The 14505-nt window shown below is 69.0% G+C and carries 15 protein-coding genes; 3 read left to right on the top strand and 12 right to left on the bottom strand.

All coding sequences use genetic code 11. From position 1 onward, the window contains the following. Positions 1–88: 88 nt before the first annotated feature. From A6W98_RS02640 to smpB, 3 genes are all read right to left on the bottom strand, one after another. Positions 89–1273, bottom strand: coding sequence for an amino acid aminotransferase (locus tag A6W98_RS02640; RefSeq protein ID WP_042457534.1), 1185 nt, complete (start codon positions 1271–1273; stop codon positions 89–91). Then, positions 1267–2139, bottom strand: coding sequence for a 3-mercaptopyruvate sulfurtransferase (gene sseA, locus A6W98_RS02635; protein WP_042457531.1), 873 nt, complete (start codon positions 2137–2139; stop codon positions 1267–1269). The genes A6W98_RS02640 and sseA overlap by 7 nt, the downstream gene beginning before the upstream one ends. A gap of 67 nt (positions 2140–2206) precedes the next feature. Beyond that, a complete protein-coding gene (gene smpB / locus A6W98_RS02630; protein ID WP_042464435.1) occupies positions 2207–2683 on the bottom strand; it encodes an SsrA-binding protein SmpB in 477 nt (158 codons plus the stop codon). Positions 2684–3313: 630 nt separating this feature from the next. On the opposite strand from smpB, the gene A6W98_RS02625 reads away from it, so the two are divergent. Then, entirely contained in the window at positions 3314–3766 is a 453-nt protein-coding gene (locus tag A6W98_RS02625; RefSeq protein WP_042457528.1) for a DUF4399 domain-containing protein, read from the top strand. Between the two features lie 2 nt (positions 3767–3768). Here the strand turns inward: A6W98_RS02625 and A6W98_RS02620 are convergent, their stop codons facing one another. Both A6W98_RS02620 and dapA read right to left on the bottom strand, forming a co-directional pair. After that, a complete protein-coding gene (locus A6W98_RS02620) occupies positions 3769–4254 on the bottom strand; it encodes a TrmO family methyltransferase domain-containing protein (protein WP_063490868.1) in 486 nt (161 codons plus the stop codon). 14 nt (positions 4255–4268) lie between these two features. Then, positions 4269–5144, bottom strand: coding sequence for a 4-hydroxy-tetrahydrodipicolinate synthase (gene dapA / locus A6W98_RS02615; RefSeq protein WP_042457521.1), 876 nt, complete (start codon positions 5142–5144; stop codon positions 4269–4271). A 164-nt stretch (positions 5145–5308) separates the two neighbouring features. On the opposite strand from dapA, the gene A6W98_RS02610 reads away from it, so the two are divergent. Next, positions 5309–7234, top strand: a complete 1926-nt coding sequence (locus A6W98_RS02610; RefSeq protein WP_042457517.1) for a lytic transglycosylase domain-containing protein — start codon at positions 5309–5311, stop codon at positions 7232–7234. Positions 7235–7524: 290 nt separating this feature from the next. Here the strand turns inward: A6W98_RS02610 and A6W98_RS02605 are convergent, their stop codons facing one another. Beyond that, positions 7525–8418 carry a DMT family transporter gene (locus A6W98_RS02605; RefSeq protein ID WP_042457514.1) on the bottom strand — a complete coding sequence of 298 codons (894 nt, stop codon included), beginning with the start codon at positions 8416–8418 and terminating at the stop codon, positions 7525–7527. A gap of 10 nt (positions 8419–8428) precedes the next feature. Beyond that, positions 8429–9079, bottom strand: a complete 651-nt coding sequence (mnmC2, locus tag A6W98_RS02600) for a tRNA (5-methylaminomethyl-2-thiouridine)(34)-methyltransferase MnmC2 (protein WP_042464432.1) — start codon at positions 9077–9079, stop codon at positions 8429–8431. Positions 9080–9153: 74 nt separating this feature from the next. Between mnmC2 and A6W98_RS02595 the strand changes: the two genes are divergently transcribed. After that, positions 9154–10200, top strand: coding sequence for an NAD(P)/FAD-dependent oxidoreductase (locus A6W98_RS02595; RefSeq protein WP_042457511.1), 1047 nt, complete (start codon positions 9154–9156; stop codon positions 10198–10200). A 3-nt stretch (positions 10201–10203) separates the two neighbouring features. On the opposite strand, the gene A6W98_RS02590 is transcribed toward A6W98_RS02595, so the two are convergent. The 5 genes from A6W98_RS02590 to phnC all read right to left on the bottom strand — a co-directional run bounded on the left by A6W98_RS02590 (position 10204) and on the right by phnC (position 14440). Further along, on the bottom strand, positions 10204–10443 hold the full coding sequence (locus A6W98_RS02590) for a GlsB/YeaQ/YmgE family stress response membrane protein (protein WP_042457507.1): 240 nt from the start codon (positions 10441–10443) through the stop codon (positions 10204–10206). 619 nt (positions 10444–11062) lie between these two features. After that, the gene (locus A6W98_RS02585; protein ID WP_231098354.1) at positions 11063–12007 is read right to left on the bottom strand and encodes an HAD-IIA family hydrolase; all 945 of its coding nucleotides are present in this window, start codon (positions 12005–12007) and stop codon (positions 11063–11065) included. Continuing rightward, positions 12004–12837 (bottom strand): phosphonate ABC transporter, permease protein PhnE, encoded by an 834-nt coding sequence (gene phnE, locus A6W98_RS02580; protein WP_042457504.1) that lies wholly within the window; start codon positions 12835–12837, stop codon positions 12004–12006. The genes A6W98_RS02585 and phnE (A6W98_RS02580) overlap by 4 nt, the downstream gene beginning before the upstream one ends. After that, a complete protein-coding gene (gene phnE / locus A6W98_RS02575) occupies positions 12834–13643 on the bottom strand; it encodes a phosphonate ABC transporter, permease protein PhnE (RefSeq protein ID WP_042457502.1) in 810 nt (269 codons plus the stop codon). The genes phnE (A6W98_RS02580) and phnE (A6W98_RS02575) overlap by 4 nt, the downstream gene beginning before the upstream one ends. Then, positions 13640–14440 (bottom strand): phosphonate ABC transporter ATP-binding protein, encoded by an 801-nt coding sequence (gene phnC / locus A6W98_RS02570; RefSeq protein ID WP_042457498.1) that lies wholly within the window; start codon positions 14438–14440, stop codon positions 13640–13642. Before phnC ends, phnE (A6W98_RS02575) begins: the two co-directional genes overlap by 4 nt. Between the last annotated feature and the right edge of the window lie 65 nt (positions 14441–14505).

The raw sequence follows: 14505 nt of genomic DNA, 5'->3' as shown, positions 1-14505 counted from the left end.
CGGGGTGAAAATGGGAACGGCGGGGAATTCCCCGCCGTTTTCTTTCGTGGCTGTCATGCCCGTGGGCTGTGAAAGCGTCCCGGGCCTGTCAGAGCCCGGCGGCCAGCATCGCCTCGGCCACTTTCGGGATATTGGTCTCGGACAGTCCGGCGAGGTTGATCCGTCCGTCGCCGATCAGATAGACGCCATGGGTCTCGCGCATCGCCGTGACCTGATCCGGGGTCGCGCCGATCAGCGAGAACAGCCCCTTCTGCCCGGCGAGGAAGGCAAAGCGGTCGGAGCCGCTCGTGTCGCGCAGCCGGTCGGCCAGCGTTCGGCGCAGGGTCTCGATCCGGCTGCGCATGGTTTCCAGCTCGGCGGCCCAGTCGGCCCGCAGCGCGGCATCGCCCAAGATCCCGGTCACCACGCGGGCGCCGTGATCGGGCGGGAAGGCGAAGTTCTGGCGGTTGAGGTTCGAGAGGTTCCCCCGCACCAGATCGCGCGCCGCCGCATTCGGGGACAGCGCCAGAACCGCGCCCACGCGTTCGCGGTAAAGCCCGAAATTCTTCGAACAGCTGACCGAGATCAGCATCTCGGGCAGCGCCCCGGCCAGCAGCCGCAAACCGGCGGCATCGGCCTCGAGCCCGTCTCCGAAGCCCAGATAGGCCAGATCGACCAGCGGCAGCGCGCCGGTGCGGCCCAGCACCTCGGCAATCGCGGCCCAGTCCGCCAGCGTCAGCTCGGCGCCGGTGGGGTTGTGGCAGCAGCCATGCAGGATCACCACATCGCCCGGGCCGGTGGTCTCGAGATCGGCCAGAAGGCCCGGGAGGTCGAGCGCATGGGCCGCGCCGTCGTAATAGCGGTAGGCGGCCTCGCCGAGCCCGAGGAAATTCACGATGGCGGCATGGTTGGGCCAGGACGGCGCCGGGATGAAGACCCGTGCCCCGGCATCGGCCAGCCGCACCAGCTCCAGCGCCTGCCGCACCGCGCCGGTGCCGCCCGGCGTCCCGACCGCGGCGATGCGTTCCGCGGGCACGGCATCGCCCAGAACCAGCGTCCCGATCGCCTCGAGAAAGGCCGGATCGCCCTCGATCCCGACATAGCCCTTGCTGTCCTGGGTCCGCCACAGCGTCTCTTCGGCGGCCTTGACCGCCCGCATCACCGGGGTCCGGCCTTGGGCATCGCGATAGACGCCGACGCCAAGGTCGATCTTGTCCGCGCGCGGGTCGGCGCGGAACTGCTGCATCAGCCCGATGATCTTGTCGGGGCTTTGCGGGGAAAGTCGGCTCAGCATCGGGCAGGTCCCGTCTCGACCGGAAGGTCGCCATACATGCCCCATTCCGACCACGAGCCGTCATAGAGCGAATGGTTGCGATGCCCGATCACCTCGAGCGCGAGGCTGAGGATGGCGGCGGTCACGCCCGAGCCGCAGGAGGTGATGACCGGTTTCCGAAGGTCGACCCCGGCGGCCTCGAACACGGCTTTCAGCGCCTCGGGGCTTTTCATCGTGCCATCGGCATTCAGCAGGGTGGCGAAGGGCACGTTCTTCGAGCCCGGGATATGGCCCGAGCGCAGCCCCGGCCGCGGTTCGGGGTCGGTGCCCTCGAAGCGCGAGGCCCCGCGGGCATCGACGATCTCGTAATCGCCAAGCTTCGAGGCGGCGGCGACCTGGGTCACGTCCTTGATCAGCCCGGCCTGGCGCTGCACCGTCATGTGGCGGTCGCGCACGACCGGCGGCATGTCCTCGAGCGGACGCTCCTCGGCCCGCCATTTCGGCAGGCCGCCGTCCAGCACCGCGATGTCGGTCTTGCCCATCAGCCGGAAGGTCCACCAGACGCGGGCGGCCGAGAACAGCCCCGCGCTGTCATAGACCACCACCTGGTGGCCGTCGCCCACGCCCATCGCGCGCAGACGGCTGATGAACTTTTCGGGCGGCGGCGCCATATGCGGCAGGTCCGAGCGTTGGTCGGAGATCTCGTCGATATCGAAGAAGCGCGCGCCGGGGATATGGGCCGCCTGATATTCGGCAACGGGATCGCGCGGGGTGTCGGTGGGAAAGACCGGCCGACAGGAGGCATCGAGGATCCTGAGATCGGGATCGTTCAGATGCGCCGCAAGCCAGTCCGTCGAGACCAGCGTTTTCGGATCGTCGTAGCTCATGACCTCCCCCTCCGGCTGCGCAGACACCGTTTTCCTTAAAACGGCGCCAGAGCCGAGGCAAGGCGGGTCAGCCGTGATCCTTCAAAAGCCGGGCCTTCTGGCGCTGCCAGTCGCGCTTGGCCTCGGTATCGCGCTTGTCCTGGGTCTTCTTGCCCTTGGCGATGCCGATCTTCAGCTTCACCAGGCCCTTGTGGTTGAAATACAGCACCAGCGGCACCAGCGTGAAGCCCTTGCGCTGGGTGTCGGACCAGAGCCGCGCCATTTCCTTGCGGCTGACCAGAAGCTTGCGGCGGCGGCGTTCGTCATGGCCCCAGGTCCGGGCCTGCTCGAAGGGCGGAACATAGCCGTTGACGAGCCAAAGCTCGCCATCCTCGACCGAGGCATAGCTTTCGGCGATATTGGCGCCGTTCTCGCGCAGCGACTTGACCTCGGAGCCCTGCAGCATGATCCCGCATTCGAGGTCGTCCTCGATGGCGTAATCGTAGCGGGCCCGCCGGTTCTCGGCGATCACCTTGTAATTCGGATCTGTCTTCGCTTTGGCCATGGTGGAGGCGATATAAGCCATCGCGGTCGGGCTTGAAAGGGCCGCATCCGCGTTGGAGCTGCTGTTGCGTTTCGAAAAACCGGGCGGAGCCGGTCTTTCGCTGCTGAATTGCGGCGCGGATGCGGCGGGCTCACCGGTTCCGGGGCCGAAACGGGTCCGGATCTGTCCGGGCGCAACGCGCCGGTCCGCGCGCACGGACGCCCTGCATCACCCGCATAAGAAGGCGCTCCGCTGCGGAAACGGCTGCCCAAGGTGACGCAGGGTCACGGCCAGCGGCTCTTAGAAGACGTCTTAAATTTTATCATAATTCTTCCCGACCAAGGCCCGAATCGACGTGCTATATGGCGGTCATGGATCGACGTGGTGTTGCCGATCCTGTGTAAGGGTCGCGTATCTGGCCCTGTATGCGGTGCAATGGTACTTGGGGCGCGCCACGTGAATGGTGACAGTCGGTTGTGGTGCCGGTGCGCCCCAAGGTATTTGCCTCCAGCATGCCCGACGGGCATGTCCGACCGGCCTTTCCGGAATGCGCGCCGGATTGATCCGGTCCGGGGCCGGGCTAGCTGATATGCACAGGCCGGTCCGGGCAACCGGATCGTCCTTTCGGCATGCACTGGAAGGGAGGAACCCATGCAAGCTCGCTCCGCCGCTTCATTCGCTGTCCCGTCTCTGGCATTCGCCGCGCTGACGGCGCTGGCGCTGCCCGCGCTGGCCGAGGATCTCCGGACGCCCTCGCCCGAGGGCGCGCGGGTGTTCATCATCAGCCCCGAAGACGGTGCCACGGTCTCTTCGCCGGTGACGGTGGTCTTCGGCATCGAGGGCATGGAGGTGGTCCCGGCCGGTACCGACACCCCCGCCAGCGGCCATCACCACCTGATCGTCGATCTGCCGCAGGACGAGGTCGATGTCGCGCATGCGATCCCCGCCGACGATCATCACATCCATTTCGGCGGCGGCCAGACCGAAACCACGCTCGAGCTCGCGCCCGGAACCCACAGTCTCTGGCTGCTGCTGGGCGATGCTAACCATGTGCCGCACGATCCGCCGGTGATGTCCGAGCCGATCGAGGTGACGGTCGAGTAGGGCTAGCCGGGTTCGCCCGGCGGCAGGTCGATCGACGGCAGCCATGGCTTGATGTCGATGAGCGGCGTGCCGTCGTAACAGTCAAGCGCATCGATCTCGACCTGCCCGGTCTCGGCGTCGAGCGCGGTGATCCTGACCGTCGACTGGCTGATGGTGTTCGGCCGGTTCGGCGAGCGCAGGGCAAAGCTGCCGCGCGGCCCGTCGACATGGCGGGGCGCCTGCACCAGCAGGTCGCGGCGCGCCCGGTCCATCCAGTACAGCACGATCACCGGCTGGCCGACGGACAGCCCCCTCAGCGCCGGGGCGAAGGCGGGGTCGATCTCGAGTGTGGCGGGCGCGCCCCTTTCGCGCGCCCTGCCGATATTCTTCGGGCAGTCATCCGGCCCCCATGGGGTCCGGGCCCGGCCGATGACGCGCAGCGCCGGGCCGTCGGCGGGGCCGAGATCCCCGGCCGCCAGCTCGCCCGGGCGCAACGCGTCCGGTCCCACCTCGCCAGGCCCGCTCAGTTCAGCAGGCCGGCATGCCGCAGGGCGGCGTCGATCCGGTCCTTGGTGCCCTGGGTCAGCCCGACCAGCGGCGAGCGGACCTCGTCGCTGCACTTGCCCAGCCGGGACAGCGCGTATTTCGCCGCGGACACGCCGGGTTCGAGGAAGATCGCGATATGCAGCGGCATCAGCCGGTCCTGCAACTCCAGCGCCTTTGCGTAGTCGCCCGCAAGCGTCGCCTCCTGGAACTCGGCGCAGAGCCGGGGCGCCACATTCGCGGTGACCGAGATGCAGCCCCGCCCGCCATGGGCGTTGAAGCCCAGCGCGGTGCCGTCCTCGCCCGAAAGCTGCAGGAAATCGGGGCCGCAGGTGATCCGCTGTTTCGGCACCCGCGCCAGATCGCCGGTCGCGTCCTTGACGCCGACGATGCGCGGCAGCTTGGCCAGTTCGCCCATGGTCTCGGGGGTCATGTCGACGACCGAGCGGCCGGGGATGTTGTAGATGATGATCGGCAGGGTGCAGCAGTCATGCAGCTCGGTGAAATGCCGGATCATGCCGGCCTGGGTCGGCTTGTTGTAATAGGGCGTGACCACCAGCGCGGCATCGGCCCCGACCTCTTCGGCATATTGCATGAAGCGCACCGCCTCGGCGGTGTTGTTCGAGCCCGCGCCCGCGACCACCGGCACCCGGCCATCGACGGTCTTCACCACCGCCTCGATCACGGCCTCATGTTCGGCATGGCTGAGCGTCGGGCTTTCGCCGGTGGTGCCGACCGGCACGAAACCGTGGCTGCCTTCGGCCAGCTGCCACTCGACCAGACGCTTGAGCGTGTCGAAATCCACCGCGCCGTCCTTGAACGGCGTCACCAGGGCTGGAAGGGACCCTTGTATCATGACACGCTCCTCATCACTTGTGTGTTTCATCGGGGCGCGAGTCGCGCGCCCGCGCAGCGCGCCGGACCCTATAGCGCCGGCGGGCCGTTGCCAAGTTTGTGAATCGCCTGCATGGAGCACCGCGTGAGACTTTGCCCCTCTTTCCCTGCCGATCCCGTTCCGACATGCGCGTCCTGATCCTTGCCTTCCTGATTTCGCTCGCCTCTCCCGTGTGCGCGGCCGATCAAAGCGCGCTGGCCAAGGCCATGGTCGCGGTGCGCGCCGACCGCTGGGCCGAGGCCCGTCAGCTTGCGCGCCCGGCCGGTCAGGTCGCGCTCGACATCGTCGAGTGGCGGCGGCTTCGGGCGGGCGAAGGCCGCCTTGAGGAGTACCGCGCCTTTCTGGCCCGCAATCCCGACTGGCCGGGGCTTGGCAAGGTCCGGAGCGAGGCAGAGGGCGTCATCGCGGCCAGCGACGATCCGACCGCCATCGTGGCCTTTTTCGGGTCCCGCGATCCGGTGACCGGCGAGGGCGCGCTGCGGTTGGCCGAGGCCGAGGCCGCGCTGGGCCGCAGGGGCAAGGCCGAGGCGGTTGCGGTATCGGCCTGGCGCAGGCTGCCGCTTGCCGAGCCGGTGCAATCGGCGTTTCTGGCACGCTACGGCCGTGCGCTTGCGGGCCATCACACCGCCCGGCTCGATGCGCTGCTCTGGGACGGGCATGACATTTCGGCCGGTCGGATGCTGAGCCTCGTGCCCGAGGGCTGGCAGAAGCTTGCCGCGGCGCGGATCGCGCTGCGCAACCAGACCCCCGGCGTCGATGCCCTTATCGCGGCGGTGCCCGCCTCGCTGAGCGACGATCCGGGGCTGGCCTATGAGCGTTTCATGTGGCGCACCCGCAAGGGCCGGGGCGAGGATGCGATCGCGCTTCTGGACGCGCGCAGCGGATCTGCCGAAAGCCTCGGCCGTCCCGCGCGCTGGGCCGGGTGGCGGCGGTACTATGCCCATCAGGTGCTGCGCGAGGGCGACCCGAAGCTCGCCTATCGCCTCGCCGCCCGCCACCACCTGCGCGCCGGGGCAAGCTATGCCGAGCTGGAATGGCTGTCGGGCTTCATCGCGCTGCGCTTCCTCGACCGGCCCGAGACCGCGCTGAAACATTTCCGCGCCTTCGAGGCGGCGGTCAGGACCCCGATCAGCCTTGGCCGGGCAGGGTATTGGGAAGGCCGCGCGCTCGAGGCGATGGGCCATCCGCAGGAGGCCCGCGCCGCCTATGCGATGGGGGCGCAGTTCCAGACCAGTTTCTACGGGCTTCTGTCGGCCGAGCGCGGCGGCATTGCCATGGACCCCTCGCTGACCGGGAAAGACTATTACCCCGACTGGCGCGCCCAGCCCTTTGCCCGCAGCTCGGTGATCGCGGCGGCCCTGCTGCTGCATGAGGCGGACGAGCAGAACCTCGTCGAGATGTTCCTGACCCATCTGGCCGAAAGCGTCGATCCGGCCGGGCAGCGCGCGCTGGCCGGGCTGGCGCTGGAACTGAACGACCACCATATCGCGCTGCGCATCGCCAAGACCGCGGCCGCGACCGGCAATGTCATGGTCGAGGCCTATTTCCCGGTCACCGGGATCGCCCGCAGCCGCCATCCGGTCCCGACCGAGCTGGTGCTGTCGATCGTGCGCCGCGAAAGCGAGTTCGACCCGAGCGTGGCCAGCGGGGCGGGGGCTCTGGGGCTGATGCAGCTGATGCCGACCACCGCCAAGGCGATGGCCGACGAATTGTCGGTGCGCTATTCCAGCTCTGCCCTGACCGCCGATCCGGCCTATAACGCGCGTCTCGGTGCGGCCTATCTGTCGCATCTGGTCGAGGAGTTCGGGCCCAATCCGGTGCTGGTCGCCGCGGCCTATAATGCCGGCCCCAGCCGGGCGCATCGCTGGATCGCCGAACAGGGAGATCCGCGCGCGGCCGGGGTGGACGTGATCGACTGGATCGAGCTGATCCCCTTCACCGAGACCCGGAATTACGTGATGCGGGTCACGGAATCGCTGCCGATCTACCGGGCGAGGCTGGCGGGCAGGACCGGGGCGCTCAGCCTCTCGAAAGAGCTGAAGTCGAACTGAGTGCCGGTCTTCGGGGGCGGGGCCGCGTCGGCCGGCTGAGGTGCCCCGGCTGTGCTTTCGGTCCTGCCCGCCCAGCCCTTGGCCTCGCCTGCCCGGCCCTGTGCCTTGCAACGCGAGAGCCTGCAAGTGCTCGCGCGCCCGGGCCGGGCGCGCCTTTGGGTTCAGGTCCCGGGACAGTGGCCTCAAGGGCTTGCCGTCGTTCGCGGTAGGTCCCCCTCGTTGATCGGCCGGGGATCGGGCCGGCTGGATGCTTGGTCCGGGGCCTCTTATGGGCGCCCCCGACCCGGAGCTCAGGACGGCCCGGATCCGGCCGCCCGCCTTGCCCGCACCCTCTCGCGCCAGGCGGTGAACAGTCCCGCCGCCACCACGATGGCCCCGCCTGCCACGACATTGGCGCGCAGTGTTTCGTGGAAGACCGCCAGCCCGAAGGCAGAGGCGAAGACGAGCTGCAGATAGGCGAAGGGCTGCACCGCGCTCGCTTCGGCCACTTCATAGGTCTTGATCAGAAGGAAATGCCCCAGCGCGCCCGAGATGCAGAGCCCGGCCATGAAGCCCCAGTCGGGGCCGGTCATCGGCTCCCAGCTCCAGACCCCGGCGAGGGTGGCGGCGACGGCGCCGGTGGTGCCGGTCCAGAAGAAACTGGTCGCGGCACTGTCCTCGCGGGCGACATAGCGGGTGAGAAGCCCGTAGATGGCGAACAGCGTCGCGGCCGCCAGCGGGATCAGCGCCAGCGGCGAGAACACCCGCAGTCCCGGCGCGAGGATCACCAGAACGCCTGCGAAGCCGACGCCGATCGCGCACCAGCGCCGCCAGCCGACCTTCTCGCCCAGGACCGGCCCGGACAGCGCCGCGATCATCAGCGGGTAGGAGGCAAAGACCGAATGGCTCTCGATCAGGCCGAGATGGGTGAAGGCCGCGATCATCACCCAGATCTCGGCCACCAGCACCAGCCCGCGCAGCGCCTGCAGCACCGGCATCCGGGTGCGCGCCGCCGCCGACAGGCTGCCCGCGTTGCGCCGCGCCAGCACCATCACGAAGGCGGCGAAGAACCAGTAGCGGATCATCACCACCATCGGGATGTTGTAGTGATCCGCCAGATGCCGCGAGAGCACGTCCTGCGCCGAGAAGACGAAGGTCGTGGCGATCATCAGCAGGATGCCGAGCCGGGTGTTCTGCTGGGTCATCGGGGTCGGGTCATGGCAGGCGGGCCACGCTCATGTGGCGCTTGCGGCCGAAGCCGGGCTGGCGGGTCACCTCGAAGCCCGCCTCGGCCAGACCGCGGCGGACGAAGCCGGCCGCGGTATAGGTGGCGGCGGTGCCGCCGGGGGCGGTATGGCGGGCAACCTCGGCCATCAGCTCGGGCGACCAGAGCTCGGGGTTCTTGGCGGGCGAGAAGCCGTCGAGAAACCAGGCATCGGCCCGGCCGTCCCAGGCGGGCAGGGTCTCGCGCGCATCGCCCTCGACGATCTCGGCGATGAGCCCGTCGGTCTCGATCCGGCGCGCGCCCTGCGCCCAGGCGGCGATCAGCGGGTCGGCCACGGCGCGGGCCTCGGGAAAGGCCGACAGCGCGCGGTCCATGGCCTCGGCGCTCATCGGGAAGGCCTCGAAACTGGTAAAGCGCAACGGGCCTTTCCCCCCCGCCCCGCGCCAGGCGATCAGCGCCGCCAGCAGGTTCAGCCCGGTGCCGAAGCCCAGCTCGGCGATGTGAAAGCCCGGGGCAAAGCGGCCGGGCAGGCCATTGCCATCAAGAAAGACATGGCGGGTCTCGGCCAGCCCGTCGGCGATCGAGAAATAGGGATCGTCGAACCGGGTCGAGACCGGCACCCCGTCCTCGCGCCAGTCGATCCCGGCGCGCTGGTCACGGGGCCGCGGATCGCCTAGACCGCTGGCGGATTCTTCGGGGCAAGAGGGCGGAACGGATGGCACGGGTCGACGTAACTGTGATGGGGGCAGGGGTTTTCGGGCTCTCTTCGGCCTATGCCTGCGCGCGGCGCGGCGCAAGGGTGCGCGTCGTCGAATGGTCGCATCCCGGGGCGGGGGCCAGCGGCACGCCGGTCGGCGCGCTCAGCCCGCATGTGCCCGAGCAGTGGAACCCCAAGAAGCAGTTCCAGTTCGAAAGCCTGATCGCCTCGGCGGCGTTCTGGGCGGAGGTCGAGGCCGAAAGCGGCCACAGCACCGGCTATGGCCGGGTCGGGCGCTATCAGCCGATCGCCGGTGAAAAGGCGCTGGCCCGCGCCCGCGACCGTGCGCTCGAGGCCGGGACGCTCTGGCAGGGGCAGGCAAGCTGGCAGGTGATCCGCGCCGACGAGGCCCGGGGACTGGTGCCCGAGACGCCCTCCGGCTGGCTGGTCCATGACACGCTCTCGGCCCGGATCGCGCCCCGGGAGGCCTGCGCGGCGCTGGCCGAGGCCGTCCGCGCGCAGGGCGGCGAGGTTTCCTGCGGCGCCGAGGGCCCGCTTGAGGGGCGGGTGATCTGGGCCACCGGCTACCCGGGGCTGGCCGAGCTGTCGGCCGATCTCGGGCATCAGGTCGGCAGCGGCGTCAAGGGGCAGGCGGCGATCCTCGCGCATGACGCGGGCGCGGTGCCGCAGGTCTATGCCGAGGGCGTGCTGATCGTGCCCCATGCCGATGGCACGGTCGCCGTCGGCTCGACCTCCGAGCGCGAGTTCGACGATCCCTACAGCACCGATGCCCGGCTCGACGCGGTGATCGACCGGGCGCGGGCGGTCTGTCCGGCGCTGGCGGGTGCCGAGGTGATCGAGCGCTGGGCCGGGGTGCGGCCGCGCGCCAGGACCATCGCGCCGATGCTGGGCGGCTGGCCCGGACGGCCGGGGCATTTCGTGGCCAATGGCGGCTTCAAGATCGGGATCGGGCTGGCGCCGAAGGTGGGCGAGCTGATGGCCGCTCTGGTGCTGGAGGGCCGGGACGACATCCCCGAGGGGTTCCGGGTCGAAGCGAGCCTCTGAGCCTCAGCGCCGGCCGATATAGGTCTGGTAGGCCCAGATCAGGGCCATCGCGCCCAGCACCGCGCCGACAAGACCGGCCAGCGCGCCGGTGATGGTCAGCAGGATGCGGATCAGCAGCCCGCCGATCAATGCGCCGAACACGCCGAGCGCGACGGTCGTCAGGATATCGGCCTCGACCCGCATGATCCGGGTGGCAAGGAAACCGGCCGCAGCCCCGACGATGAGAAGAAAGACAATGCCCATGGCCCGAATATGGGGCGCGCGCAGGGGTTTTGCCAGAGCGGTTCGGCAGAGCGCGCGTTTCGGGGCGCTGCGCCGGAAAACGCCGGCGTTTTCGAACCGAGGCTGTCATGATGCCGGTCGCATCCTGCCGCGCCCAGGCTCCGGTCCTTGAGGCCGCCTAAGACGATCCTGATCCGACGGCGGCTGTCGTCTTTTCACGACTTTCCCGTGCGGTTTGCCTTCCCCGAGGCAGGCTTTCCATCGTTTTCACGGCCCCGGATTTTGGCGCCGAATTTTCGTCGCGGGTCCGTTTCCTGAAAGCTGTGCTGCCCCGGACCCGGCCCGCCGTTCCGGCCGCAGCCCGACGCCCTTGCGCCGGTTGGTGGCTTGCGAAAGACCGCGCAATGGCCGCCAGTGCCGCCGGGCGCTGCGACAGATGAAGATCGCGCCACCTCCGGTCTCCGCGCCACGCAATCGGCTCTCAGGACCGTTGCCGGATGCGTCGCGAAGACCGGAAGGCCGCATTGGGCCATCCGGCGCATCGTCATTGCCCTTTCCCGAAAGCCCGTCATGACCGCGAAGACGCCGCGAACATCCGACGGGTCGGGGCGGTTGCCGGATACCGCGCGCCGTCGTGGTCTCAGATCGACGTCATCACGAAATCCGGATGGATGCCCGCCTCGCGACAGCAGGACTGGCATGACAGGGATTTCAGCGCGCCATGACCCGTCACCAGAGCGCTGCGATAGCCAAGCGCCTGGGCGCCGAGGATATCGGTATGCAGCGTGTCCCCCACCATCAGCACCCGGTTTGGCGGAATGCCCGCTCCGGCGCGCAGGCGGGCCAGGTCGAAGACCGACGGGAAGGGCTTGCCGCAGAAGGCCGGCGCCTGTCCCGTGGCATCGGCCAGCCGGTGCGCCCAGTAGCCCGGTTCCAGCGACAGCCCGGCCTCGCGCGGGGCCACCAGATCGGGATTGCCGCAGAAGACCGGCCGCGGCCGGGCGGCAAGGGCTTGTGCCAGAAGGCTCTGGCGCGCCTCGTTCCAGCCCGAGGCACCGATCAGCAGGAAGCCGTCGACCCGGGCATAGGTCCCGGGATCGTCGCCGAGAAAGCTGACCCTGAGATCTCCGAGATCCTCGCTGCCGTGCGCGTCGTCCAGCATGATGCCCCAGTGTCGCGTGTCGCCCGCGAGGGTCTCCAGCATCGCCTCGCGGCTGGAGGTGACTTCGGCGACCGAGAAATCGAAGCCGAGCCGCTGCCAGCGGGCCATCATGTGGCGCTTGGGATAGCCGGCCGAATTCGAGACCACCGCGACGCGTTTGCCCGCGGCGCGGAGCGCCGAGATCCGGGCGGCGGCGCCGGGGATCGGGGTCTCGCCCACATTCAGAACGCCATAGGCATCGAGCAGGACCAGGTCGACATCCTCGGCCGCCTCCGAGAGCGAGGCGACCTCTCGTGCGGCCCCGCCTGCCTGCGCGTCGGGCAGCCGCGGCCGGATCGCCTGATAGGCGGCGAAGGCCCAGGCCGCATCGCGACTGCCCGCCTCAGCTGCGTCGGGCAGCAGGACCTCCGCGCCCAGCCTCACAGGATGCGCCGCCGCAGCCAGGCCGAGACGATCTCGCCCAGGAGGACCAGCCCGAGGATGCACAGCAGCACCGTCGCCGCCTCCTGCCATTTGAAGGTGTCGATGGCCGATTGCAGGATGAGGCCGATGCCGCCCGCGCCGACCAGGCCCAGCACGGTGGATTCGCGCAGGTTGATGTCCCAGCGCAGGATCGCCACCGCCCAGAAGGTGGGCATGACCTGGGGCACGATGGCATAGAGGATCACCTTGGTGCGCGAGGCGCCGGTGGCCTGCAGCGCCTCGACCGGACGGGGGTCGATCTCTTCGATCGCCTCGCCCAGAAGCTTGCCGACGAAGCCGACCGACCGCAGCATGATCGCGGCGATGCCCGCCACGATGCCCGGGCCGAAGATCGCGACGAAGAGCAGCGCCCAGATGATGGTGTTGATCGAGCGCGACGACACCAGGATGATCCGGCCGAGCCACAGCGTGGCGCGGTTCGGCGTGGTGTTCTGCGCCGCAAGCCAGGCCACCGGCAGCGAAATCAGCACCGCAAACAGCGTGGCGATGGTGGCGATGTTCACCGTCTCCCACAGCACAAGCAGAATGGTGCCGAGATTGGTGGTATCGGGCGGCACCATGCGGCCGAAGAGATCGGCCATCTGCACCGGCGCATCCCAGACCCATTCCCAGATCACGTCGATCGAGGTGATGGACCAGCCGATCACCAGCGCGGCGAAGAGCAGGCCGAGATAGCGTGCCATCTGCTGGCGCGGCGTGTAGCGGTGCCAGTCCTCCGGGAAGGCCTCGCGCAGCGGCGCGGGCCGGGTCGTCAGGTCCTGCTCGGTCATATCCGCTTCCTGATCTGTCCGCTGATCGCCTCGCTGACGAGGATCGCGCCGACGATGACGATGGTGATGGCGAGGGCGAAATCGTAGTCGTAGCGTCCGAAGGCATTGGCCAGCGTCGCGCCGATGCCGCCCGCGCCGACGATGCCGATCATGGCCGAGGCGCGCAGGTTGCTGTCGAGCTGGTAGATCGACAGCCCGATCAGCCGCGGCAGGATCTGCGGGAAGATGGCGTAGAACAGCACCGACAGATAGGGCGCCCCGGTGGCGCGCAGCGCCTCGACCTGGCCGAAGTCGATCTCCTCGATCCGTTCGGCCAGCATCTTGGCGACGAAGCCGATGGAATAGACGATCAGCGTCAGCACGCCCGCCAGCGGCCCGAAGCCCACCGCCTTGACGAAGAGGATGGCCACGATCACCGGATGAAAGCTGCGCGCCACGATGATCAGCGCGCGGCCGAGATAGAAGACCGGCAGCGGGGCGATGTTGCGCGCGGCCATGAAGGCGGCGGGAACCGAGATCAGGACCCCGCCGAAGGAGGCCAGGACCGCGATCTTGAGGCTTTCGAGAAAGCCGTCGACCAGCAGCCCGCTGCGCTCGAAATTGGGCGGTATCGAGCCGCCGAAGATCCGTGCGGCGCGGCTGAAGCCCTCGGAGACGCGGGTCCAGTCGATCGGCAGCGTGGCGATGGTGCCGACGATATAGGCGGCGACCACCAGCCACAGCGCCCATCGCAGCACCGGGTTGCGGATCATCCTGGGCTTCGACCAGCGGTCGGGCAGGGCGGCGGGACCGGCGGGCGCGCTCATGTGGCAAGCCTCGGGGCCGCGGCGGCATCCGCGGCCCGGTCCTGCGCCCGGTCCTGTGACGGGATGCCGGAATAGATCTCGTCCATCGCCGCGTCGGTCAGGTCGCCCGGCACGCTGTCGAAGATGATGCGGCCATAGCGCATGCCGACGATCCGGTCGGTATAGAGCCTGGCCTCGTTGACATTGTGGATATTGATCAGCACCGGCAGTTTCAGTTCGCCCGCAAGGTCGCGCAGCAGCTGCATGATCTGTTCCGAGGTCTTGGGGTCGAGCGAGGCGGTCGGCTCGTCGGCCAGCAGGATCTCGGGGCGCTGCATCAGCGCGCGCACGACGCCGACGCGCTGGCGCTCGCCGCCCGACAGCTCGTCGGCGCGCTTGTCGGCGTAATGGGCGATGCCGACCCGTTCCATCAGTTCATAGGCATGGCGGATTTCCTCGCGCGGGTAGCGCCGGGTCAGCGCCGCCCAGGTCGAGAGATAGCCCAGGCGCCCCGACTGCACATTCTCCATCACCGTCAGCCGGTCGACGAGGTTGAAGCCCTGGAACACCATGCCGATCTTGCGCCGCGCCTCGCGCAGCTGGCGGCCGGTCAGCCCGGTCAGCTCGGTGCCGTTCAGCACGATGCTGCCCGAGGTCGGTGCGACCAGCTTGTTGATACAGCGCAGAAGCGTGCTCTTGCCCGCGCCGGAGGACCCGATCACCGAGACGACGGTCTCGCCCTCGATGGTCAGGTTGAGGTCCTTCAGCACCGGGTCGCCGGTGCCGTATCGTTTGACGAGATCGGTGATCTTCAGCATGCATGCGCTCCGTCGGGACGGCCGGGTTCGGGAAATGGCAGGCGGGCCGCCCGGGCCCGCCCGGA

The sequence above is a fragment of the Rhodovulum sulfidophilum DSM 1374 genome, from assembly GCF_001633165.1.
Classification (GTDB): Bacteria; Pseudomonadota; Alphaproteobacteria; order Rhodobacterales; family Rhodobacteraceae; genus Rhodovulum; species Rhodovulum sulfidophilum.
The sequence above is the reverse complement of the archived record's forward strand: the minus strand, read 5'-3'. Positions and strand labels throughout refer to the sequence as shown.